Raw genomic sequence first — 21,506 nt, 5'->3', positions numbered from 1 at the left:
TCGCTCAGGGTGTCCTCCCGTCATGCCTCCGGCGCGTCGGCGGGCCGCAGTGAGGCGAAGCCGTCCGCCGAGGCGGCGTATGCGGCGAGGATACCGGTGACGGCCTGGGAATTGTGGATCATTCCTCCCAGGGCGCGCCGGACGGCTTCGGTCAGCGGGACCCAGACCACCGGCATGTCGGCCTCCTCGTGCCTGCGGACGAAGTCCAGCTCCCCGGCGGGGATCGGGCTCACGTCCCGGGCGAGGAAGATCCGGGTCCGCTCGTCCGACATCCCCGGCGAGACGAACGTGTCGACGAGGGTGTGCCAGATCCCGGCCCGGTGCCCCGTCTCCTCGGCCAGCTCGCGGGCGGCGCCGAGGTGCAGGGGCTCGCCCTCGACGTCCCGCAGCCCGGCGGGCAGCTCCCAGAGCAGGCGCCGGGCGGGATGGCGGTACTGGCGCAGCAGCAGCACCCGCTCCTGGTCGTCCAGCGCGACCACGGCCACCGACCCGGGGTGGACGACGTAGTCCCGGTCGACCACCTCCCCGTCGGGCATGACCACGGCGTCCGTCACGCCGGTGATCACCCGGGCGCTGAAGTGCCGGACGGTGGAGACGACCTTCCACTCCTCGGGGACGTCCTCGACGTCCCCGAACCCCGGGCCGCTCACTTGCCGCGCCCCGCCCTGGCCACGGTGCCGCGGCCGTCGGCGTAGACGAGGGCCGCGCCGATCAGGCCCTTGAACAGCGGGTGCGCGCGGGTGGGCCGGGAGCGGAACTCCGGGTGGGCCTGGGTGCCGATGAAGAACGGGTGCACGTCGGTCGGGAGCTCTGCGTACTCCACCAGGCGGCCGTCGGGCGAGAGCCCGGAGAAGACCATGCCGACCTTCTCCAGCTGCTCGCGGTAGGTGTTGTTGACCTCGTAGCGGTGCCGGTGGCGCTCGTCCACCTTGGCCTTGCCGTACAGCTGGCGGGCCAGGGAGCCCTCGGCGAGCTTGGCGGGGTAGAGGCCCAGGCGCATGGTGCCGCCCATGTCGCGCTCGCCGGCGACGACGTCCTCCTGGTCGGCCATGGTGGAGATGACCGGGTGGGTGGTCTCGGGGTCGAACTCGGTGCTGCCGGCGTCCTCGATGCCGGCCAGGGTGCGGGCGGCCTCGATGACCATGCACTGCATGCCCAGGCAGATGCCGAGCAGCGGGACGCGGTTCTCGCGGGCGTGGCGGACCGCGCCGAGCTTGCCCTCGATGCCGCGCACGCCGAAGCCGCCGGGGATGAGCACGCCGTCGACGCCGTCGAGCTCGCGCTCGGCGCCCTCGGGGGTCTCGCAGTCGTCGCTCTTGACCCAGCGGATGTTGACCCGGGCGTCGTTGGCGAAGCCGCCCGCGCGCAGCGCCTCGGTCACCGACAGGTAGGCGTCGGGCAGGTCGATGTACTTGCCGACGAGCGCGATGGTGACCTCCTTGGCCGGGTGGTGCACCCGGCGCAGGAGCTGCTCCCACTCCTTCCACACCACGTCGCGGAAGGGCAGGCCCAGGCGGCGCACGACGTAGGCGTCCAGTCCCTCGGAGTGCAGCACCTTGGGGATGTCGTAGATGCTCGCCGCGTCGACCGCGGAGACGACGGCGTCCTCGTCGACGTCGCACATGAGGCTGATCTTGCGCTTGATCGAGGTGCTGACCGGCCGGTCGGAGCGGAGCACGATCGCGTCGGGCTGGATGCCGATGCTGCGCAGCGCGGCGACCGAGTGCTGCGTCGGCTTGGTCTTCAGCTCGCCGCTCGGCCCGATGTACGGCAGCAGCGAGACGTGCAGGAAGAACACGTTGTCGCGGCCGACCTCGTGGCGGACCTGGCGGACGGCCTCCAGGAAGGGCAGCGACTCGATGTCGCCGACGGTGCCGCCGACCTCGGTGATGACCACGTCGACGTCGGGGCCGGCCATGGACCGGATCCGGTCCTTGATCTCGTTGGTGATGTGCGGGATGACCTGGACGGTGTCGCCGAGGTACTCGCCGCGGCGCTCCTTGGCGATCACGTTGGAGTAGACCTGGCCGGTGGTCACGTTCGCCGAGCCGTGCAGCTCGGTGTCGAGGAACCGCTCGTAGTGGCCGACGTCGAGGTCGGTCTCGGCCCCGTCGTCGGTGACGAAGACCTCACCGTGCTGGAACGGGTTCATCGTCCCGGGGTCGACGTTGAGGTAGGGGTCGAGTTTCTGCATGGTGACCCGGAGGCCGCGCAGCTTGAGGAGGCGTCCCAGGCTGGAGGCCGTCAGTCCCTTCCCCAGACTGGAGGCGACACCGCCGGTGACGAACAGATGCTTGGTGTGTGCGGCGCTGCGCAAGGAGTCTCCCGTGGTCGTGACAGATCAGTCGGCACACCCTCTTGGGAGGCCTACAGGTCCACGGGCTCTCAGAATATCAAAGCCCGTTCCCAGGACGCCCGCGCGGCCCCTCTCCGTTCCACCCGCAAGTGACCAAGCGGTAATTTTGCCTCTTATGTCGCTTCGAGACGTGGTACGGCGTGCCGCCGGGACCCTCATCCACCGTGGCTGGGACGCGATCCGCGCGGCCGGCACGGTCAGCCCGGCCAACCCGGCCGGCTACCGCTTCCGCCGTCTCGGCGAGGGCGTCTGCATCGCGTTCCCGGTCGGAGCGATCTTCGGTGAGGCCTGGATCGAGATCGGCGAGCACACCCTCGTCGGCGAGCGCGTGTCCATCTCGGCGGGCATGGGCCCCGGGGTGGACCTGGGCCCGGACTCGATCGTGCGGATCGGCGGCGGCTGCTCGATCGGCCGGGGCAGCCACATCGTGGGCCACCAGTCGATCGACATCGGCGACCACGTGTTCACCGGCCCGTACGTGTACATCACCGACCAGAACCACGTCTACGACGACCCCGGGACGCCGATCGGCCGCCAGTGGCCGCGCAACAACCCGGTCTCCATCGGTCCGGGCTCCTGGCTGGGCACCGGCGCGATCATCCTGCCGGGCACCCGGATCGGCCGCCAGTGCGTGGTCGCCGGCGGCGCGGTGGTCCGCGGCGCCTTCCCCGACCACAGCGTCATCGCGGGCGTCCCGGCCCGGGTCGTCCGGGAGTACACCCCGGGCGAGGGCTGGCAGCCGCCGCAGATCCGCGCGGCTCTGCGGCTGCCGGGATCCATTCCCGGCCCCGGAGCGTTGGAGGATGCACAGGAGCTATGACGGAGGTGTGATGCTCGCGGCGCTGACCGGTCTGGGCCTTTCCACGGCGGCCGGGCTGAACGCCTACATACCGCTGCTCGTCGTCGGCCTGCTGGCCAACCTCACCGACCACGTGCGGCTGCCCGAGGAGTTCGCCTGGCTGTCGAACGGCTGGGTGCTGGCGATCATCGGCGTGCTGTTCCTGGCCGAGGTCGTGCTCGACAAGGTCCCGGTGGTCGACAGCGTCAACGACATGGTCCAGACGGTGGTCCGGCCGGCCTCCGGCGGGGTGGTGTTCAGCGCCACCGAGGCCGCGGCCCGGCTCGACGGCTCCGACTGGATGGGCGCGAACCCCTGGGCCGGCTGGGTGCTGGGCATCGGGATCGCACTGGCGGTGCACGTGATGAAGTCGGCCGCCCGGCCCGCGGTCAACGCCTCCACCGCCGGAGTGGGCGCGCCGGTGGTGAGCACGGTAGAGGACGCCGGGTCCCTCGGCATCAGCCTGATCGCGGTCTTCCTCCCCGTCCTCGTCCTCGCGGTGGTGGCGGCCCTGGCCCTGCTCTCCTGGCGGGTGGTCCGCGCGGTACGGCGCCGCCGCCGCGCACCCGGCCGCGCGGGCTATCCTCGAAACATCCGAACACTCTCGCAGGGAGGTGACTCCGATCGGTGAGTTTCTCGTCGTCGTCCTGGTGATCCTGCTGTTCCTCCTTGCCCTGGGGGCGGCCGGGATCTACCTGCTGGTCAAGGTCGGCAAGAAGGCAACGAAGAAGGCCCGCAAGGTGACGACCCGGGTCGTCTCCCACGTGGCCGCGATGGACCCCGGCGAGGCCGGCGAGGCCGAGCGGATGCGCCTGGACCTGCGCCGCGAGGTCTCCATCACCCGGCAGGCGGTGGACCACGCGCTGCAGGGCGGCTGGGGCCTGGGCGAGCTTCCCCAGCTGATGGCCGAGATCGGCGCGCACGCCGAGCAGCTCGACGCCCAGCTGGGCATGTACGCCCAGCAGAGCCGCGTCTCCCCCTACGTCGACCACGCCGCGCTGGCCCGCCTGCGCGAGCACCACGCCAAGCTGACCACGGCCTGCGCCCGCATCCGCGCCGACCTGCTCAACGACCAGATGGCGCACTCCGCCGGCGGCATCGAGGAGATCCGGAGCCGCACCGACCTGGAGATCGAGGCCCGCCGCCAGGCCCCCGTCCTCGACCCGCTGGACCAGATCGACGAGCTCTACAACCGCACGATGATCGACCGGGCCCGCCCGGAGGAGCCCCGCTGAAATGTCACCTGCTGTGGCATGATGAACACGTCGCGTTGATCTCCGTTCACGTCACCAAGGAGGCCGAGGATGACCACGGCGCTTCCCGAGTGGTTCTATCCGGGCCCGCCCGGCGGATGGACGGCCGACATGCTCGACCATCTCCCCGCCGACGCGCCCCGGCACGTCGAACTGATCGATGGAGCGCTCATCATGATGTCGCCCCAGGCGGCTTTCCACATGTTCGTGCTCAGACGCTTCGAACAGCAACTCGTGCCCCCGGACGACTTCGCCGTCGTCCGCGAAATGACGGTGACCCTGGGAGTCAGGCAACGCCCTGAACCCGACATCATGGTGGTGCGCAGCTCGGCGCTGGCGAACATGAGGACGACGACCTTCAAGCCTGAAGACGTGCTCCTGACGGTCGAAGTCGTGTCTCCCGAGTCCGAAGAGCGCGACAGGACCACCAAACCAATCAAATACTCCGACGCCGGCATCAAATTCTTCTGGCGGGTGGAGCAGGACGAGAAGAGCGCCGTCGTCTATGCCTTCGAGCTCGAACCGGCCGTGAAGGCCTACGTCCCCACCGGGATCCATCGGGGGCGACTACGGACGAACATCGGCTTCGACGTGGACATCGACCTCGATCTGAGCACGTTCATCCGCAGCTGAGGCCATGCCCGCCGGGGCCGCCGCGCGGGTGGGCCCTCACCCGCGCGGCGGCGTCCCGGTCAGGAGACCCCGGCCTCGCGCATGTCGCGGACCTCGCGCTTGAGTTCCTTGATCTCGTCGCGGAGCCGGGCGGCGACCTCGAACTGGAGGTCGGCGGCGGCCTGGTGCATCTGCTCGGTGAGCGAGGCGACCAGTTCCTCCAGCTGGGCCCGGGGCATCTCCCCAGCGATCGCCTTGGCGTGCTGGCCCGCCGCCTGCCTGCTGCCGAAGCCCGGGACCGGCGCCTTGCCGCGGGACTGCTGGCGGCCGCCGCCACCGAGGAGCTGGGCGGTGTCGGCGTCCTCCCGGTTGAGCGAGTCGAGGATGTCGGCGATCTTCTTGCGGAGCGGCTGCGGGTCGATGCCGTGCGCCTCGTTGTAGGCCGTCTGCTTGGCCCGGCGCCGGTTGGTCTCCTCGATCGCCCGCTCCATGGACGGGGTGATCCGGTCGGCGTACATGTGGACCTGGCCGGAGACGTTGCGGGCGGCGCGGCCGATGGTCTGGATGAGCGAGGTCTCCGAGCGCAGGAAGCCCTCCTTGTCGGCGTCGAGGATCGCCACCAGCGACACCTCGGGCAGGTCCAGGCCCTCGCGGAGCAGGTTGATGCCGACCAGCACGTCGAACTCGCCCATCCGCAGCTCGCGCAGGAGCTCGATGCGGCGCAGGGTGTCGACCTCGCTGTGCAGGTAGCGGACCCGGATGCCGAGCTCCAGCAGGTAGTCGGTGAGGTCCTCGGACATCTTCTTGGTCAGCGTGGTGACCAGGACCCGCTCGTCCTTCTCGGTGCGGGTGCGGATCTCGTGGACCAGGTCGTCGATCTGCGACTTCGTCGGCTTGACGATCACCTCGGGGTCCACCAGCCCGGTCGGGCGGATGACCTGCTCGACCACCTCGCCCTTCGCCCTGCCCAGTTCGTACGGTCCCGGGGTGGCGGACAGGTAGACGGTCTGGCCGATCCGCTCCAGGAACTCCTCCCACTTCAGCGGGCGGTTGTCCAGCGCCGAGGGCAGCCGGAAGCCGTGGTCGACCAGGGTGCGCTTGCGGGAGGCGTCCCCTTCGTACATCGCGCCGATCTGCGGGACGGTCTGGTGCGACTCGTCCAGGACCAGCAGGAAGTCCTCGGGGAAGTAGTCGAGCAGGGTGTTGGGCGCGCTGCCCGGGGCCCGGCCGTCCATGTGCCGCGAGTAGTTCTCGATGCCGGAGCAGGTGCCGATCTGCTGCATCATCTCCAGGTCGTAGGTGGTGCGCATGCGCAGCCGCTGGGCCTCCAGGAGCTTGCCCTGCCGCTCCAGCGCCTCCAGCCGCTCGGCCAGCTCCGCCTCGATGCCCCGGACCGCGGTGGCCATCCGCTCGGGGCCGGCGACGTAGTGGGAGGCGGGGAAGATGAACAGCTCGTCGTCCTCGGAGATCACCTCGCCGGTCAGCGGGTGCATGGTCGAGAGCTTCTCGATCTCGTCGCCGAACATCTCGATCCGGACGGCGAGCTCCTCGTACTTCGGGATGATCTCGATGGTGTCGCCGCGCACCCGGAACGTGCCCCGGGTGAAGGCGAGGTCGTTGCGGGTGTACTGCATGTCGACCAGGCGGCGCAGCAGCCGGTCGCGCTCGACCTCCATGCCGACCCGGAGCGGGGTCATCCGGTCGACGTACTCCTGGGGGGTGCCCAGGCCGTAGATGCAGGAGACCGAGGCGACCACGATCACGTCGCGGCGGGTCAGCAGCGAGTTGGTCGCCGAGTGGCGCAGCCGCTCGACCTCGTCGTTGATCGACGAGTCCTTCTCGATGTAGGTGTCGCTCTGCGGGACGTACGCCTCGGGCTGGTAGTAGTCGTAGTAGGAGACGAAGTACTCGACCGCGTTGTGCGGCATCATCTCCCGCAGCTCGTTGGCGAACTGCGCGGCGAGCGTCTTGTTGGGCTGCATGACCAGGGTGGGGCGCTGGAGCCGCTCGATCAGCCAGGCGACCGTGGCGGTCTTGCCCGTGCCCGTGGCGCCCAGCAGGACGTTGTCCTTCTCACCCGCCTTCACGCGTCGCTCCAGCTCGGCGATCGCGGCGGGCTGGTCACCCGACGGGATCATGTCCGTGACGACCTTGAAGGGAGCCGCCTTGCGCTGCAAATCTGTTACCGGCCTCACCTGTCCCACTGTAGGCGGCAGCACCGACAATCCTTGTTCAACCGTCCGGCAAGCGGACCGCAAGCCGGGTGCCGTTCACTGTCCTGCGGGCTCACGCCCACAAGGCATGATGTAAGCGATATGTCCGGTTTTTAGTATGTGATCCCCTCGGAGGTGTGATGTCCCGGCCAAGAGAGGCCGCCAGGCAGGCTGCCATGGCGGCGGCCCAGGCGATCGGGCAGGGAGGCGACCCGCGCCAGGTCGCCGGTCAGGTCGCGGGCCAGTTCGCCGGCCAGTTCGCGGGCAGGGCGGCCGGTCAGGGCCCGGGCCAGGGCGCCGAGCAGGGGTCCGGGGAGCGGGGTTTCTCGCTCAACCCCTCCGACTTCGCGGCGGCCCGCGACCAGGGCACGTCCGTGGGCACCGTCATCGAGGCCCGCGGCTCGTCGCTGAACGAGGCCGGGGAGATCGTCAACCGCAGCTTCAGCGAGCGCGGCCCGAACGGCGAGGCCGTCCACGTCATCTCCCCCGTGGTGATCCCCAAGGGCACCACGGCCCGGGTGGTCCTCCCGCTGGTCCTGCTGGCCGCGCTCGGCCTGGCCGGCCTGGTCGCCACCGGGCTGCCGGACGGCGCCCGGGTGCTGTTCGGCGTGCACTACTGGGCGGTGCTCGCGCTGGCCGCCGCGTTCCTGTGGTGGCGCCGGAGCGTGGTCATGGTCCCCGAGGGCTGCAAGGCGCTGATCACCAAGTTCGGCAAGCTCGTGCAGATCGCCGAGCCCGGCCGGGTGACGCTGCTCAACCCGTGGAAGCGGGTCAGCTACATCGTCAACACCACCCGCGAGTACCCGTTCAACGCGCCCATCCGCGAGGCCCCGACCCAGCAGGGCGTCAAGGCCAGCGTGGACCTGTTCCTGCAGTTCCGGATCGAGGACCCGGCAGAGTTCATCTTCGTGCTCGGCTCGGTCGGCGGCTTCCAGGCCAAGCTGCAGAACGCGATCAGCGAGGTCACCCGCTCCCTCATCTACGCCCAGCGCGCCGAGGACATCTACGACCTGGTGGGCGAGAGCACGCTCGGCATGCTGGAGAGCCTCAACCAGCAGTTCCTGCCCGCCGTACGGCTGACCGACGTGAACATCACCCACGCCGAGCCGTCCAGCCAGGAGTACCGGATGGACCTGGCCGCCCCGGAGATGATCCGGGTGGCCAAGGAGGCCTACACCTACGAGTACGAACTCCAGCTGCGCAAGGAGCAGAACGAGGGCGACCTGGTGCGGGAGCTCGCCGGGCTGCAGGAGCAGCTCTCGGCCATCCACGCCGAGATCGCCGGCTACCAGGCCCGGATGGACACCGCGCTGGAGCGCGCCACCCACCAGGCCAAGGCCCAGGCGGGTCAGCGGCTGGTCGAGGCTGAGTCCACCGCCAAGGCCAACGCCGCGCTGCTGGAGGCGCAGGCGCTGGACATCCGGGCGCTGAGCGCCGCCGAGGCGCCGGAGATCCTCGACTACCGCTTCCAGCAGGACCTGCTCGACAAGCTGGAGTCGGTCGCCGCCCACCTGCCCCGCGTGGTCCAGGTCGGCGAGCACGTCGACATCGACCTGCTGGCCCTGGCCCAGCAGCTCGTCGGCGGGCGCGAGACGGCGCTGTTCTCCGCCGAGGACATGGCCGCGATCCGCGCCCGCATCACCGAGATCGGCCGTCGCGTCGGCGAGCGGGAGGCGGAGATCTCCGCCCTGCTCAACCCGCCCGCCGATCCCGCCGCCCCCGTCGCCGTCGGGACCGCGGCGCGGAACGGCGCCCCGGACGCCGCCCCGTCGGGCACCGCCCCGAGCACCGCCCCGAGCACCGCCCCGAACGCCGCGCAGGACGCCGCGCCGCGCGCCCAGGAAGAGGCCTGAGCACATGAGCCGAGAGTTCTCCAAGATCAAGGAATCCCTGGCGGCCTGGTCGGAGATCCGCCAGCTGCTGCGCGGCGGCGAGTCCGGCCAGCTCGTCCCGGTGGTCATCCCCAAGGACCGCCGGGGCTTCGCCTGGGTGGCGCTGCTGTTCCTGGCCCTCTACCTGGCCGGGACGGCGGTGTTCGCCGGCGGACCGTTCGGCTTCCTGGCCGCGCTCGGTTCGGTGCTCCTCGTGCTCGTGGCCGCGGTCTGGCTCTGGCGCCGGGCGATCATCGAGATCGAGGAGGGCACCACCGGCGTGCGCAGCCGCTGGGGCGCCGTCACCGGCACTCTGCCGCCGGGCCGCCACTACCTCTGGCTGCCCTGGGACCGGGTCGACGCGGTGGTCGACACCTCCACCGAGATCCCGTACTCCGCGCCGATCGTGGCCTGCCCGACGGCCGAGAACGTGCCGCTGAAGTCCATCGAGTTCTTCCTGAAGTTCCGCATCGTCGACCCGGTGGCCTTCGTCCGGACGATCGGGGCGGGCAACTTCGACCTCGTGCTGAGCAGCGCCGTGCAGGACGCCATCCGCCAGCGCAGCCGCAGGGTGCACACCGAGCGCGCCTACGACCTGCGCGGCTCCGACGTGGGCGACATGCAGGAGGCCCTCAACCGCCAGCTCGGCCGGTACGGCGTGCGGGTCACCGGCGCCAACATCCCCGACGTGCAGCTCCCCGACGCCTACCAGCAGCACCTGGCCACCCGGGAGAAGGTCGCCAAGGAGATGTCGGCCTTCGAGCGCGAGTGGGAGCTGACCCGCAAGCGGCGGATCGACACGCTGCTCATGGAGATCGAGCGGGCGAAGAAGACGCGGGACGCGCGCATCGTCGAGGTGCGGGCGGCCGCCAACACGGCGCGCAAGGACGTCGCCCGCATGCTGGAGGAGCACGAGACCGAGGCCCAGCGGGTGCGCTGGGAGATCGAGGCGCGGGGCCGGGCCGAGCTCACCTCCGCCGAGAACGAGGCCAAGGCGCTGCGCCGCCTGGCCGAGTCCTACCGCGACAACCGCGCCGTGCTCCACTACGAGCTGGCCCGCCGCCGCCTGGACGTGGGGGCCCGGCTCGCCGAGAGCGCCCCCCGGCCCGTCGTCGTCCGGACCACGGGCGGGGCCGGGGACTCCTCCGCGCTGTCCACCCTGCTCATGGCGCAGATCCTGCCGCAGCTCGGCACCGGGAACGGCCGGCCCAGGCCGTCCGTTGACCACACTGGCGACGCCGGCGGCCCCGCCGGCACCGCGCACTGAAACGTCCGCCCGGCGGACGTCCGCCGGGCGACACTGAGAACACGCACGTCATCTACCCAGGGAGTCTCCTGATGGTGTTCCGCAAGCTGAAGGCCGCATTCGGTGCAGGTGTCGAGGTCGACACGATCCTGCAGAACTCCAACGTCCGCCCCGGCGAGATCCTGCGCGGGCAGGTCAACTTCCGCAGCAGCAGCAACGACTACCAGGTCGAGGGCATCTTCATCGACTTCACCGCGGTGGTGGAGGTGGAGAGCGGCGACGAGGAGTACAAGACGACCTACAGCTTCCTGCGCCACCAGGCCTCCGGACCGTTCCACCTGGCGGCGGGCGCGGGTCAGTCGGTCCCCTTCGAGATCCCCGTCCCGTGGGAGACCCCGATCAGCGCCATCGGCGGCCACCCGCTGCACGGCATGAAGCTGGGCGTCTCCACCGAGCTCGCCCTGGCCGGCGCGCTCGACAAGGGCGACCTCGACCCGCTGTTCGTCAACCCGCTGCCCGCCCAGGAGAACGTCCTGGCCGCCCTCGACCGGATGGGCTTCCGCTTCAAGAAGGCCGACCTGGAGCGCGGCACCCTGCACGGCTCGCGCATGCCGTTCTTCCAGGAGATCGAGTATTACGCGGGCCCCGAGTACAGCCGGCACTTCAACGAGCTGGAACTGACCTTCATCTCCGGTCCGAGCGCGATGGACGTCATCCTGGAGGCCGACACCCGCGGCGGCTTCCTGAACTCCAGCCACGACACCTACAACCGCTTCACCGTCCACTACACCGACCACCCCGGTCAGGTGGAGCAGTCCCTGCGCGCCGGGCTGCACGCGATGGCCCAGAAGCGCGGCTGGTTCTGAGCCCCTCCCCGCCTGCGGCCCGCATCCCGGCGCGGCCGCCTCCCGTACGGCCCGCATCCTCTCCGGATGCGGGCCGTACGGCCCGCCGGGCCGCTCTCCGGCCGCCGATGAACGTTTCACGCCCGCCGCGGCCCTCCCCGCCTCCGTGCCAGGTCACGGCGCCCCGGGAAACGGGACGGGCGGCCGGTCTCCCTCCGGAGACGCCGCCGGTGTGATACTTCAGGCCCCGGCCGGCCGGCGCCCGCAGGGCCGCCCGCCGTACGGCGACGTTCTCCGCCCCCCACAGGAGGATCGATGCGCAGGACAGGGACTCTGCTCGCCTCTGCCGTCCTGGCCACCGGACTGGCGCTGTCCGTCGGAGCGGCGCCCGCGCAGGCGGCCACGCTCCGCAACGTCTACTACTACGACTGGGACTGCCACCGGGTCGGGAACCTCGGCATCCAGGACGGGTGGTGGACGTCGTACACGTGCACCCCCCAGTACGGCTACTGGTTCCTCTACGCGTGACCCGGCCTCGGTGACGGCCCCGGTGCCGGGGCTGGCGTCTCCGGGGCCGTGACCGGGCCCGATGCCGTCGGCGGGCCGCCCGGAACCCGACCGGGAGACGGGCCCGGGTGAGCCGGTCGCTACCGCGCCCGGCTCGCCCGCCGGGCGGACAGCTCCGCCCACACCTCGTCCACCCGGGCGTCCAGCTCCTCCAGTGAGCCCTCGTTGCCGATCACGATGTCCGCGACCGCCAGCCGGTCCTCGCGGGCTGCCTGGGCGGCGATCCGGGCGCGCGCGTCCTTCTCGGACATGCCGCGCGCGCCGGTCAGCCGGTCCAGGCGCACCTCGTCGGCCGCGTCCACGACGATCACCACGTCGTACATCGGGGCGAGGTTGTTCTCCACCAGCAGCGGCACGTCGTACACCACGATCGCGGCCTCGTCGGCCTCGGCCGCCTGGTTCTGCAGCTCGGCGACCCGGGCGCCGACCAGCGGGTGGACGATGCCGTTGAGCGCGGCCAGCTTCTCGGAATCGGAGAAGACGATGGCGCCCAGCCTCTCCCGGTCGAGCGAGCCGTCCGCGCGGAGCACCTCGTCTCCGAAGACCGCGACGACCCCCGCCAGCCCCTCGGTCCCCGGTTCGACCACCTCACGGGCGATCCTGTCCGCGTCGATGACCACGGCCCCCCGGTCCGAGAGCCGCCGCGACGCCTCGCTCTTACCCGACCCGATCCCGCCGGTGAGTCCGACCTTCAGCATGGTCCGCAGCATACGGGCACGGCTCCCCCGCGGTCTTCCCGGCCCGGCGCGCGGGCCCGGACCCCTCGTCCGCTCACCTCCGTGCGCACGGCGGGCGCGGGAGGGCGGCTCAGAGCAGGCGGCGCATGTGCACCAGGGTGAGGTGGTCGCTCATCCGCTCCCGGCGGGTCTCCCGGTAGCCGTGGCGGCGGTAGAGCCGCAGGTTGCCCTCCGACAGGTGCCCGGTGAACAGGTCGAACGCGAGCGCCTCGGCGACCTCCTCGTGCAGGGCCGCCAGCAGCGCCCCGCCGATCCCCCGGCCCTGCACGTCGGGCGCGACCACCAGCCGCCCGACCCGGCAGGTCGTCTCCGAGGTCTGACCCCGGACCGCGCCGACGATCCGCCCGCCGTCCCGGGCGACGAGCACGGTGCCCGACTCGACGGCCCGGCGGACCTGCTCGGCCGACTCGACCAGCGGCGGGATGAACGGGTCCCCGTAGAGCTGGGCCTCGGTCACGTACGCCGCGCGCTGCACGGTGAGGATCTCCCCCGCCTCCGCGGGCTCCGCCCGCTCGATCATCGTCACGGCGTCACCTTAGCCGCGCACTTCCCTCGGGGCCATTCCCCCACCGTCATCGCCCGGCAGGGCCGCTCCGGGCGTCTGAGGGCCGTCCCGGGACGTCCGGGACGCTCGCCCCCCACGGGGTCCGCAAGGTCCTCAAGCCAGGACCGCCCTGGGGCGTCCCGGGACGTTCTGGCCCCGGGACGGCCCGGAGCCTCCCGGGCCGGCCCCGCCCCGGAACGCGGAAGGGCCCCGCCGGAGCGGGGCCCTTCTGCGAACCGTGCTTACTGCTGCTGCTTCACCGCGGCCTCAAGGCCTCAGCTCTGGCCGCCCGCGAGCTTCTCGCGCAGAGCCGCGAGAGCCTCGTCGGAGGCGAGGGCGCCGGCCGCCGGAGCGGAGGAGCCGCTGGAGGAGGTCGACGGGGTCTCACCGGAGTAGGACGTGGGGGCCGCCTCGCCCGCCTCGGCCTCGGCCTTGCGGGCCTCCTCGACCTGCTTCTTGTGCGCCTCGAAGCGGGTCTGGGCCTCGGCGTACTGCCGCTCCCACTCCTCGCGCTGCTTGTCGAAGCCCTCGAGCCACTCGCCGGTCTCCGGGTCGAAGCCCTCGGGGTAGATGTAGTTGCCCTGGTCGTCGTAGGTCGCCGCCATGCCGTACAGCGTGGGGTCGAACTCGACGTCGGCGCCCATCGCACCCTCGTTGGCCTGCTTGAGCGAGAGCGAGATCCGGCGACGGTCGAGGTCGATGTCGATGATCTTCACGAAGATCTCGTCGCCGACCTGGACGACCTGCTCGGGGATCTCGACGTGGCGCTCGGCCAGCTCGGAGATGTGGACCAGGCCCTCGATGCCCTCCTCGACCCGGACGAACGCACCGAACGGCACCAGCTTGGTGACGCGGCCCGGCACGACCTGGCCGATCTGGTGGGTGCGGGCGAACTGCTGCCACGGGTCTTCCTGCGTCGCCTTGAGCGACAGGGAGACGCGCTCGCGCTCCATGTCCACGTCGAGAACCTCGACGGTGACCTCCTGGCCCACCTCGACGACCTCGGAGGGGTGGTCGATGTGCTTCCAGGAGAGCTCGGAGACGTGGACCAGACCGTCGACGCCGCCGAGGTCCACGAACGCACCGAAGTTGACGATCGAGGAGACGACGCCCTTGCGGACCTGACCCTTCTGCAGGGTGTTGAGGAACGTCTGGCGAACCTCGGACTGGGTCTGCTCCAGCCAGGCGCGGCGGGAGAGAACCACGTTGTTGCGGTTCTTGTCCAGCTCGATGATCTTCGCCTCGAGCTCGCGGCCGACGTACGGCTGGAGGTCGCGGACCCGGCGCATCTCGACCAGGGAGGCCGGGAGGAAGCCGCGCAGGCCGATGTCGAGGATGAGACCACCCTTGACGACCTCGATGACCGTGCCGGTGACGATGCCGTCCTCGTCCTTGATCTTCTCGATCGTGCCCCAGGCCCGCTCGTACTGAGCGCGCTTCTTGGACAGGATCAGACGGCCTTCCTTGTCCTCCTTCTGGAGGACCAGGGCCTCGACGTGCTCACCGACCTCGACGACGTCCGCCGGGTCGACATCATGCTTGATCGAGAGCTCACGCGAGGGGATCACACCCTCGGTCTTGTAGCCGATGTCGAGCAAAACTTCATCTCGATCGACCTTGACGACGGTGCCCTCGACGATGTCGCCGTCGTTGAAGTACTTGATGGTCAGGTCGATCGCTGCGAGGAACTCTTCCTCAGAGCCGATGTCGTTGACCGCTACCTGCGGGGTGCTCGAGGTGGCCTCAGTGCTGCTCGTCATGTGTGGAATTGCTCCGAACGCGGACAGATGTCGATGTGGCGAACGCGCGGCAGGCTTCTTATCGTTCAGCCGAGACAGGAGTTCGCATCGACGTGATCGAGCGCGAGCCCACTCCGTCCGAGACACGCGCGAGCCCACAGCGCAGCGATCAGCATATGAGACCAGAGCAGCCTGGTCAATCCGGAAGGACCCCGCACCAGGAGGCACGTAAAGGCCGCAACGGCGACAGGGACGCCTAATAGGCGTTGACCTGCCCCCTCCGCTTGGAGCTGATATTACCCCGAAGTTTCCTCGGGATGGAGATCCGTTCGGGGTCGCCGTCGGCCGTGTAGCGCTCGCCCGGGTGCCTGTCCAGCCACTCCAGCCAGTACTGCGAGCACCACTTGCGGCACTCGCCCTTCTTGCCGTTGCTCTGGATCCGCTGGACGGCCCGCCAGTCGTAGTCCTTGGCGAAGGGCGACACCGACGGCTGGGCGCCGGCCAGGAAGACGGCCTTGAAGGCGAACCCCGTCCCGTCCCAGGAGCCCTTCTGCACGGTGGACCGCTTGCGCGGCATCGCCCCGAACGGCAGCGCCAGCGTCTCCGAGGGGCCGGCGCCGAGCGCCTTCAGCATCCGCTCGACGCGGACCAGCTGCTCGGCGATGCCCTTCTTCGCCAGGCCCGGCAGGTACGGGTGGCTCCAGGTGTGGTTGGCCACCTCGAACCCGCGGGAGGACAGCCACCGCACGGCGCGTGCCTGGTCGGCCCGGCTCTGCAGCCCGAACGGCTGCCGGTTGACCCAGAAGGTGGCGACCGGCCGGAAGCCGGGGTACTTCTTCGCCACCTGGTAGATGATCCCGACCGCGGTGTCCTTCACCGGCATGCCCGCGTCGTCCAGCGCGAAGTGGCTGGGGTGGCCGTCGTCGAAGGTGAGCACCACCGGGTGCCTGCCCGCGGGGATGTCCATCCGCCCGGTGGCGAACTCCCGGGCGGTGACCGGCACGTAGCCGTCCCTGGCCAGCCGTTCCATCTCCCTGCGCACCTGGTCGGGGGTGCGGTCGATGGAGGCCCGCCGCTTCTTCACGATCCGGTGGTACATGATCACGGGGACCATCCCGGCCTCGTTGGCCTTCACCTGCCGGGCGAACTCCGGGGTGGCGGTGATCGGCTGGGGCAGGTCGGCCGGGGGCAGGTCCGGCTCCGGGGTGGGCGCCGGCGTCGGGACGGCGCCCTGCGCCTGCCGCCCCGGCGCGGAGGCCGGGGCGGACGGCCCGGCGGTCCCGGGCGGGTCGGGCAGCAGGAACAGGACCCCGGTGGCGATGACCACGACCACGACGTTGGCCAGCATGATGAACCGCGTGAGAGGGGGGGTTGGACTGCGCACAAGACTCCCGTGCCCGTCGAGGTGTCGGCCTGCCGTCCAACCCTAGAACAGACCAGGACAAGCCCGGACACACCTCACAGCGCCCTCGCAGCACCCCCACCACCGGCCCGGCGGTCAGTGGCCGGCGTCCTGCCACGTGCGCCCGACGCCCACCGACACCTCGAGCGGGACGCGCAGCTCGTAGGCGGTGTTCATCCGGGTCCGGACCAGCTCGCGCAGGGTCTCCAGCTCACCCGGCGCGACCTCGAACACGAGCTCGTCGTGGACCTGGAGCAGCATCCGCGAATCCAGGCCCGCCTCGCGCAGCGCGGCGCCCACCCGCAGCATCGCGATCTTGATGATGTCCGCCGCCGAGCCCTGGATCGGCGCGTTGAGCGCCATCCGCTCGGCCATGTCGCGGCGCTGGCGGTTGTCGCTGTTGAGGTCGGGCAGGTAGCGGCGGCGGCCGAGGATGGTCTCGGTGTAGCCGTCCTGCCGGGCCCGGGCGACGATCGCGTTGAGGAAGTCGCGGATGCCGCCGAACTCCTCGAAGTACTCCTCCTTGAGGCCTCTGGCCTCCGGCACCGGGATGCCGAGCTGCGCGGACAGCCCGAAGTCGGACAGGCCGTAGGCCAGCCCGTAGTTCATCGCCTTGATCTTGGCGCGCATCTCGCCGGTGACCTTCTCCGGCTCGGTGCCGAAGACCCGCGCCGCGGTCGCCTGGTGGAAGTCGTGCCCCGACTCGAACGCGGCGATCAGCGCCTCGTCGCCGGACAGGTGCGCCATGATGCGCAGCTCGATCTGGCTGTAGTCGGCGGTCAGCAGCGTCTCGTAGCCGGAGCCGACCGTGAACCCCTGCCGGATGCGGCGGCCCTCGGCGGTGCGGATCGGGATGTTCTGCAGGTTGGGCTGTTTGGAGCTCAGCCGCCCGGTGGCCGCCACCGTCTGCTCGAACGTCGTGTGGATCCGCCCGTCGTCGGAGATCTCCTTGATCAGCCCCTCGACTGTGACCCGCAGCTTCTCCTGGTCCCGGTGGCGCAGCATGATCGTCGGAAGCTCGTGCTCGGTCTGCGCGGCCAGCCAGGCCAGCTGGTCGGCGTCGGTGCTGTAGCCGGTCTTGATCTTCTTTGTCTTGGGCAGCCCCAGCCTGACGAAGAGGATCTCCTGGAGCTGCTTGGGCGAGCCCAGGTTGAACTGCTCGCCCACCGACGCGTGGGCCGCCTCGACGGCCTGCTTCACCGCGGCCCGGAACTCCTCCTCCAGCCCGCCGAGGTGGTCGCGGTCGGCGGCGATGCCCGTCCGCTCCATCTCCGCCAGGACGGTCACCAGCGGCAGCTCCACGTCCCGCAGCAGGCCGGTGGCCGCCCGCGGCTCCAGGAACGCCTCCAGCGCGCCCGCGAGGTCGCGCACGGCCGAGGCCCTCAGCGCGAGGTCGCGGGCCGCGTCGGCCTCCTGGTCGTCGAACAGGGAGGTCTGCCCGTCCGCCGGGGCCTCGCCCTTCAGCTCGCGGCCGAGGTAGACCCGGACCAGGTCCTCCAGGACGAACGAGCGCTGCCCCGGGGCCGCCAGGTAGGCGGCCAGCGCCGTGTCGCAGGACAGCCCGCGCAGCTCCAGCCCCTGCGCCCAGAGCGCCAGCATGAACCCCTTGGCGTCGTGCACCGCCTTGGGCCTGGCCTCGTCGGCCAGCCAGGCGCGCAGCGCCGCCTCGTCCGCCTCGGTCAGCCCGGACGGGTCGACGAACGCCGCCCGGGAGCCGCCCGCGCCGCCTTCCTGCCCGGCGGCCGGCGCGGCGATCGCCACACCGTCGATCCGGCCGGTGCCCCTGCCGTACGCCCCCGTGAAGGCCAGGCCGGCCCGCCCCTCGGGCAGCGCTTCCAGCCACCCGGCCACCTCCCCGGGGCCGAGCACGACGACGTCGACCTCGAAGCCGTCCCCGGCGCCGGATTCGGACCCGGACTCCGCCGAGCCGAGGGTCTTGAAGAGCCGCTCGCGGATCTCGCCCCGGAACTCCAGGGTGTCGAGGATCTTGTCGATCTCGGCGCGGTCCAGCTCGCCGACCCTCAGCCCGGCGACCTCCTGCTCCAGCGGCACGTCGCGCACCAGCTGGGTCAGGCGGCGGTTCATCAGGACCTGGTCGAGGTGGTCGCGGAGCTTCTCGCCGGCCTTGCCCTTGACCTCGTCGACCCGGTCGACCAGCTCCTCCAGAGAGCCGAACTCCCTGATCCACTTGGCCGCGGTCTTCTCCCCCACGCCCGGGATGTTCAGCAGGTTGTCGCTGACGTCGCCGCGGATGGCGGCGAAGTCGGGGTATTGAGCCGGGGTGAGGTCGTACTTCTCCAGCACGGCCTCGGGGGTGAACCGCGTCATGTTGCTGATCCCGACCCGGGTCATCAGCACCGTGATCCGCTCGTCGACGAGCTGCAGCGCGTCGCGGTCGCCGGTGACCACCAGCACGTCCATGTCCTGCGCGGCGGCCCGGGTGGCGAGCGTGGCGATCAGGTCGTCGGCCTCGTAGCCGGCCAGCGACAGGTGCGGGACGCGCAGCGCGTCGAGCATCTCGTGGATCAGGCTCATCTGGCTGCGGAAGCTGTCCGGGCTGGCGCTGCGGGTGGCCTTGTAGCCGGCGTACTCCTCGTGCCGGAACGTCGGCTCCGAGCGGTCGAAGCAGACCGCCACGTGGGACGGCCGCTCGTCGCGGAGCACGTTGACCAGCATCGACGTGAACCCGTAGATGGCGTTGGTCTTCTGCCCCGTGGAGGTGGAGAAGTTCTCCTCAGGGAGTGCGTAGAACGCCCGATAGGCCAGAGAATGCCCATCCAGCAGCAGGAGACACGGACGAGTAGGGGTCGCTTCACTCTTCGGCACAGCAGAAGCCTAGTCTCCTGATGCGACAGAAAACCTGGTCCCGCCTGACGAGGAGTCACCCCTTGACCATGACCGATCCCGACGAGACGTCCCCCATCGAGGAACTGCTGGGCGGCGCGCACAGGAACACCCTGGTCGAGCGGATGGGCATCGAGATCCTGGAGGCGAGCGCCGAGCGCGTCGTCGCCACCATGCCCGTCGAGGGCAACACCCAGCCGTACGGCCTGCTGCACGGCGGCGCGTCCTGCGTCCTGGCCGAGACCATCGGCTCCGTCGGCTCGGCCCTCCACGCCGGCCCCGGCCGCATCGCCGTCGGCATCGAGATCAACGCCACCCACCACCGCTCGGCCACCTCCGGCCTGGTCACCGGCGTGGCCACCCGCCTGCACGGCGGCCGGACGGTCGCCACCTACGACATCGAGATCACCGACGAGCAGGGCCGGCGCGTGTGCACCTCCCGGCTCACCTGCATGCTCCGCGACGCCCCCTGAGGGCGGCGTCCGAAGAAGTCCGGGCGGGCGGCGCATATCTTTGCGCTGTCGGCTCCGGTGGGGTTACGGTGGGTGACGGCGACGCCCGCGGGGGGCCGAGTAGAAAACGTGCGGAGTCGGGGAAGCTCCACACGGCGCCAAAGGCCTCCCCGCGGGCTCGCGCCCCGCAGGGCACCCGCACCCCTCCCTCTGGCGTCCTCGTGCCCCTCCCCGGCGTTCTCGCGCCCCGCAGGCGCAGGGCACCCGCACCCCTCCCCGGCGTTCTCGCCGCCTGCCCCGGACGCGCCGGTGGCCCGCACCCCCGGGGAAGGGGGACGGGCCACGGTCTGCGAACCCTCCGGAGGGCTCAGACGTCGGTGTGGGTCGGGTCCAGCACCCGGCGCAGGAAGGACTTGGTGCGCTCGTGCCGCGGCGCGCCGATGACCTGCTCGGCCGGGCCGTCCTCGACGATGACGCCGCCGTCCATGAAGACCACCCGGTCCGCCACATCTCGGGCGAACGCCATCTCGTGGGTGACCACCAGCATGGTCATGCCCTCCTCGGCCAGCTTGCGCATGACCGTGAGCACGTCGCCGACCAGCTCCGGGTCGAGCGCCGAGGTGGGCTCGTCGAAGAGCATCAGCGCCGGGCTCATCGCCAGCGCCCGGGCGATCGCCACCCGCTGCTGCTGGCCGCCGGAGAGCTGCGCCGGATAGGAGTCGCGTTTGTCGGCGACGCCCACCTTCTCCAGGTTCTCCACGGCGATGCGCTCCGCCTCCGCCCTGCCGCGCTTGAGCACGCGGCGCTGGGCGATCATGACGTTCTCCAGCGCGGTCATGTGCGGGAAGAGGTTGAACTGCTGGAAGACCATGCCGACCCGGCGGCGGGCGGCGTCGATGTCGACGTCACGGTGGGTCAGCTCGACCCCGTCCACCACCACCTGGCCCGAGGTGGGCTCCTCCAGCAGGTTCACGCAGCGCAGCAGCGTGGACTTGCCGGAACCCGACGGTCCGATGACGCAGACCACCTGGCCGGGGTCGACGGTGAAGTCGATGCCCTTGAGGACCTGCAGCGCACCGAACGACTTGTGCAGGTTCCTGATCTCTACTGCGTGTGCCATGTCCCTCACCGCGCCTTAGCCTGGCGTGCTTCGAGCCGCCGCACCACGATGCTCAGCGGGATCGTGATGAGCAGGTAGGTCGCACCGGCCAGCAGCAGCGGCGTGCTGTCGGCGTACTCGGTGGCGATGTCCTGGCCGAACTTGGTCAGTTCGCTCGTCGCCGAGGTGACACCGATCGCGAACACCAGCGAGGAGTCCTTGAACAGCAGGATCAGCTCGTTGGTGAGCGGAGGGATCACGATGCGCAGCGCCTGCGGGATCACCACCGTGATCATGGCCCTGGAGTACGACATGCCCAGCGAGCGCGCCGCCTCCATCTGGCCCCGCGGCACCGCCTGCAGGCCCGCCCGGATCGTCTCGGCCATGTAGGCCGCCGAGACCAGGCCGAGGGCGATCGCGACGACGCCGTACTCGTCGAAGGGGAACCGGATGCCCGGGAACGCGGTCGGGACCGCCAGTCCGAGCAGGATGAAGACCAGCACCGCCGGGAGGCCGCGGAAGACCTCGATGTAGACGAGTGCGATCCACCGGTTGGGCGCCGCGGAGGACAGCCGCATGAGCGCGACCACCAGTCCCAGGAAGAAGCCCAGGACGTACCCGGAGACCGTGTAGATCACCGTGTTCTTCAGCGCGATGGTGAAGATCTCCGGGAAGAGGTTCTCCGCCACCTTCATGTCGAGGAAGTGCTCGCGGATCGCCGCCCAATCGGCCCAGCTCACCACCAGGGCGGCGAGGACGACGAAGACGGCGTACTGGACGCCGCGGCTGATGTTCCGCCGCTGACGGGGACTGAGCCCCGCCCCTCCGGAGGACGCTCCGGAGGGGCCGACCGGAGGCCCGGTCATCGTGGACTGTTCTGACATGGAA

Annotated in this window: 19 protein-coding genes; 9 read left to right on the top strand and 10 right to left on the bottom strand. The window is 70.7% G+C overall.

Going from position 1 to position 21,506, the window contains the following annotated elements; translation table 11 throughout:
* Window positions 1-20: 20 nt before the first annotated feature.
* A complete protein-coding gene (locus IEZ07_RS02635) occupies window positions 21-650 on the bottom strand; it encodes an NUDIX domain-containing protein (protein ID WP_191893272.1) in 630 nt (209 codons plus the stop codon).
* Window positions 647-2,317 carry a CTP synthase gene (gene pyrG / locus IEZ07_RS02630; RefSeq protein WP_191893271.1) on the bottom strand — a complete coding sequence of 557 codons (1,671 nt, stop codon included), beginning with the start codon at window positions 2,315-2,317 and terminating at the stop codon, window positions 647-649. The genes IEZ07_RS02635 and pyrG overlap by 4 nt, the downstream gene beginning before the upstream one ends.
* Window positions 2,318-2,471: 154 nt before the next feature.
* On the opposite strand from pyrG, the gene IEZ07_RS02625 reads away from it, so the two are divergent.
* The 4 genes from IEZ07_RS02625 (at window position 2,472) to IEZ07_RS02610 (ending at window position 5,080) form a co-directional block, all read left to right on the top strand.
* Window positions 2,472-3,176 carry an acyltransferase gene (locus tag IEZ07_RS02625; RefSeq protein WP_239319323.1) on the top strand — a complete coding sequence of 235 codons (705 nt, stop codon included), beginning with the start codon at window positions 2,472-2,474 and terminating at the stop codon, window positions 3,174-3,176.
* Window positions 3,160-3,825, top strand: a complete 666-nt coding sequence (locus tag IEZ07_RS02620; RefSeq protein WP_239319321.1) for a DUF4126 domain-containing protein — start codon at window positions 3,160-3,162, stop codon at window positions 3,823-3,825. The genes IEZ07_RS02625 and IEZ07_RS02620 overlap by 17 nt, the downstream gene beginning before the upstream one ends.
* On the top strand, window positions 3,809-4,429 hold the full coding sequence (locus tag IEZ07_RS02615; RefSeq protein ID WP_191893270.1) for a hypothetical protein: 621 nt from the start codon (window positions 3,809-3,811) through the stop codon (window positions 4,427-4,429). Before IEZ07_RS02620 ends, IEZ07_RS02615 begins: the two co-directional genes overlap by 17 nt.
* 69 nt (window positions 4,430-4,498) lie before the next feature.
* Window positions 4,499-5,080 (top strand): Uma2 family endonuclease, encoded by a 582-nt coding sequence (locus tag IEZ07_RS02610; protein ID WP_191893269.1) that lies wholly within the window; start codon window positions 4,499-4,501, stop codon window positions 5,078-5,080.
* Between the two features lie 59 nt (window positions 5,081-5,139).
* Here IEZ07_RS02610 and uvrB read toward each other — a convergent pair whose 3' ends face one another.
* A complete protein-coding gene (gene uvrB / locus IEZ07_RS02605; RefSeq protein WP_191893268.1) occupies window positions 5,140-7,254 on the bottom strand; it encodes an excinuclease ABC subunit UvrB in 2,115 nt (704 codons plus the stop codon).
* Window positions 7,255-7,412: 158 nt separating this feature from the next.
* On the opposite strand from uvrB, the gene IEZ07_RS02600 reads away from it, so the two are divergent.
* The 4 genes from IEZ07_RS02600 to IEZ07_RS02585 all read left to right on the top strand — a co-directional run bounded on the left by IEZ07_RS02600 (window position 7,413) and on the right by IEZ07_RS02585 (window position 11,762).
* Window positions 7,413-9,125, top strand: coding sequence for an SPFH domain-containing protein (locus IEZ07_RS02600; protein WP_191893267.1), 1,713 nt, complete (start codon window positions 7,413-7,415; stop codon window positions 9,123-9,125).
* A gap of 4 nt (window positions 9,126-9,129) precedes the next feature.
* The gene (locus tag IEZ07_RS02595; protein ID WP_191893266.1) at window positions 9,130-10,410 is read left to right on the top strand and encodes an SPFH domain-containing protein; all 1,281 of its coding nucleotides are present in this window, start codon (window positions 9,130-9,132) and stop codon (window positions 10,408-10,410) included.
* Window positions 10,411-10,481: 71 nt separating this feature from the next.
* Window positions 10,482-11,255, top strand: coding sequence for a sporulation protein (locus IEZ07_RS02590; protein WP_191893265.1), 774 nt, complete (start codon window positions 10,482-10,484; stop codon window positions 11,253-11,255).
* Window positions 11,256-11,549: 294 nt separating this feature from the next.
* Entirely contained in the window at window positions 11,550-11,762 is a 213-nt protein-coding gene (locus IEZ07_RS02585) for a hypothetical protein (RefSeq protein ID WP_191893264.1), read from the top strand.
* 119 nt (window positions 11,763-11,881) lie between these two features.
* On the opposite strand, the gene coaE is transcribed toward IEZ07_RS02585, so the two are convergent.
* The 5 genes from coaE to polA all read right to left on the bottom strand — a co-directional run bounded on the left by coaE (window position 11,882) and on the right by polA (window position 19,049).
* The gene (coaE, locus tag IEZ07_RS02580) at window positions 11,882-12,499 is read right to left on the bottom strand and encodes a dephospho-CoA kinase (RefSeq protein WP_191893263.1); all 618 of its coding nucleotides are present in this window, start codon (window positions 12,497-12,499) and stop codon (window positions 11,882-11,884) included.
* A 109-nt stretch (window positions 12,500-12,608) separates the two neighbouring features.
* Window positions 12,609-13,058: a GNAT family N-acetyltransferase gene (locus IEZ07_RS02575; RefSeq protein ID WP_191893402.1), complete on the bottom strand. Its 450-nt coding sequence runs from the start codon at window positions 13,056-13,058 to the stop codon at window positions 12,609-12,611.
* Window positions 13,059-13,357: 299 nt separating this feature from the next.
* Window positions 13,358-14,842 (bottom strand): 30S ribosomal protein S1, encoded by a 1,485-nt coding sequence (gene rpsA / locus IEZ07_RS02570; RefSeq protein WP_068894090.1) that lies wholly within the window; start codon window positions 14,840-14,842, stop codon window positions 13,358-13,360.
* A 235-nt stretch (window positions 14,843-15,077) separates the two neighbouring features.
* Complete coding sequence (locus IEZ07_RS02565) at window positions 15,078-16,169, bottom strand: polysaccharide deacetylase family protein (protein WP_191893262.1); 1,092 nt, start codon at window positions 16,167-16,169, stop codon at window positions 15,078-15,080.
* Window positions 16,170-16,319: 150 nt separating this feature from the next.
* Window positions 16,320-19,049, bottom strand: coding sequence for a DNA polymerase I (gene polA / locus IEZ07_RS02560; RefSeq protein ID WP_191893261.1), 2,730 nt, complete (start codon window positions 19,047-19,049; stop codon window positions 16,320-16,322).
* A gap of 143 nt (window positions 19,050-19,192) precedes the next feature.
* Between polA and IEZ07_RS02555 the strand changes: the two genes are divergently transcribed.
* A complete protein-coding gene (locus IEZ07_RS02555) occupies window positions 19,193-19,540 on the top strand; it encodes a PaaI family thioesterase (RefSeq protein WP_230881618.1) in 348 nt (115 codons plus the stop codon).
* 346 nt (window positions 19,541-19,886) lie between these two features.
* On the opposite strand, the gene IEZ07_RS02550 is transcribed toward IEZ07_RS02555, so the two are convergent.
* Together IEZ07_RS02550 and IEZ07_RS02545 are read right to left on the bottom strand one after the other, a co-directional pair.
* Complete coding sequence (locus IEZ07_RS02550) at window positions 19,887-20,639, bottom strand: amino acid ABC transporter ATP-binding protein (RefSeq protein WP_191893260.1); 753 nt, start codon at window positions 20,637-20,639, stop codon at window positions 19,887-19,889.
* Between the two features lie 5 nt (window positions 20,640-20,644).
* Window positions 20,645-21,502 carry an amino acid ABC transporter permease gene (locus IEZ07_RS02545; protein WP_153054044.1) on the bottom strand — a complete coding sequence of 286 codons (858 nt, stop codon included), beginning with the start codon at window positions 21,500-21,502 and terminating at the stop codon, window positions 20,645-20,647.
* Window positions 21,503-21,506: the final 4 nt, after the last annotated feature.

The organism is Planomonospora parontospora (assembly GCA_014647935.1).
In the GTDB taxonomy this organism is placed as follows: Bacteria; Actinomycetota; Actinomycetes; order Streptosporangiales; family Streptosporangiaceae; genus Planomonospora; species Planomonospora parontospora.
This window is presented reverse-complemented; position numbering and strand designations above follow the sequence as displayed.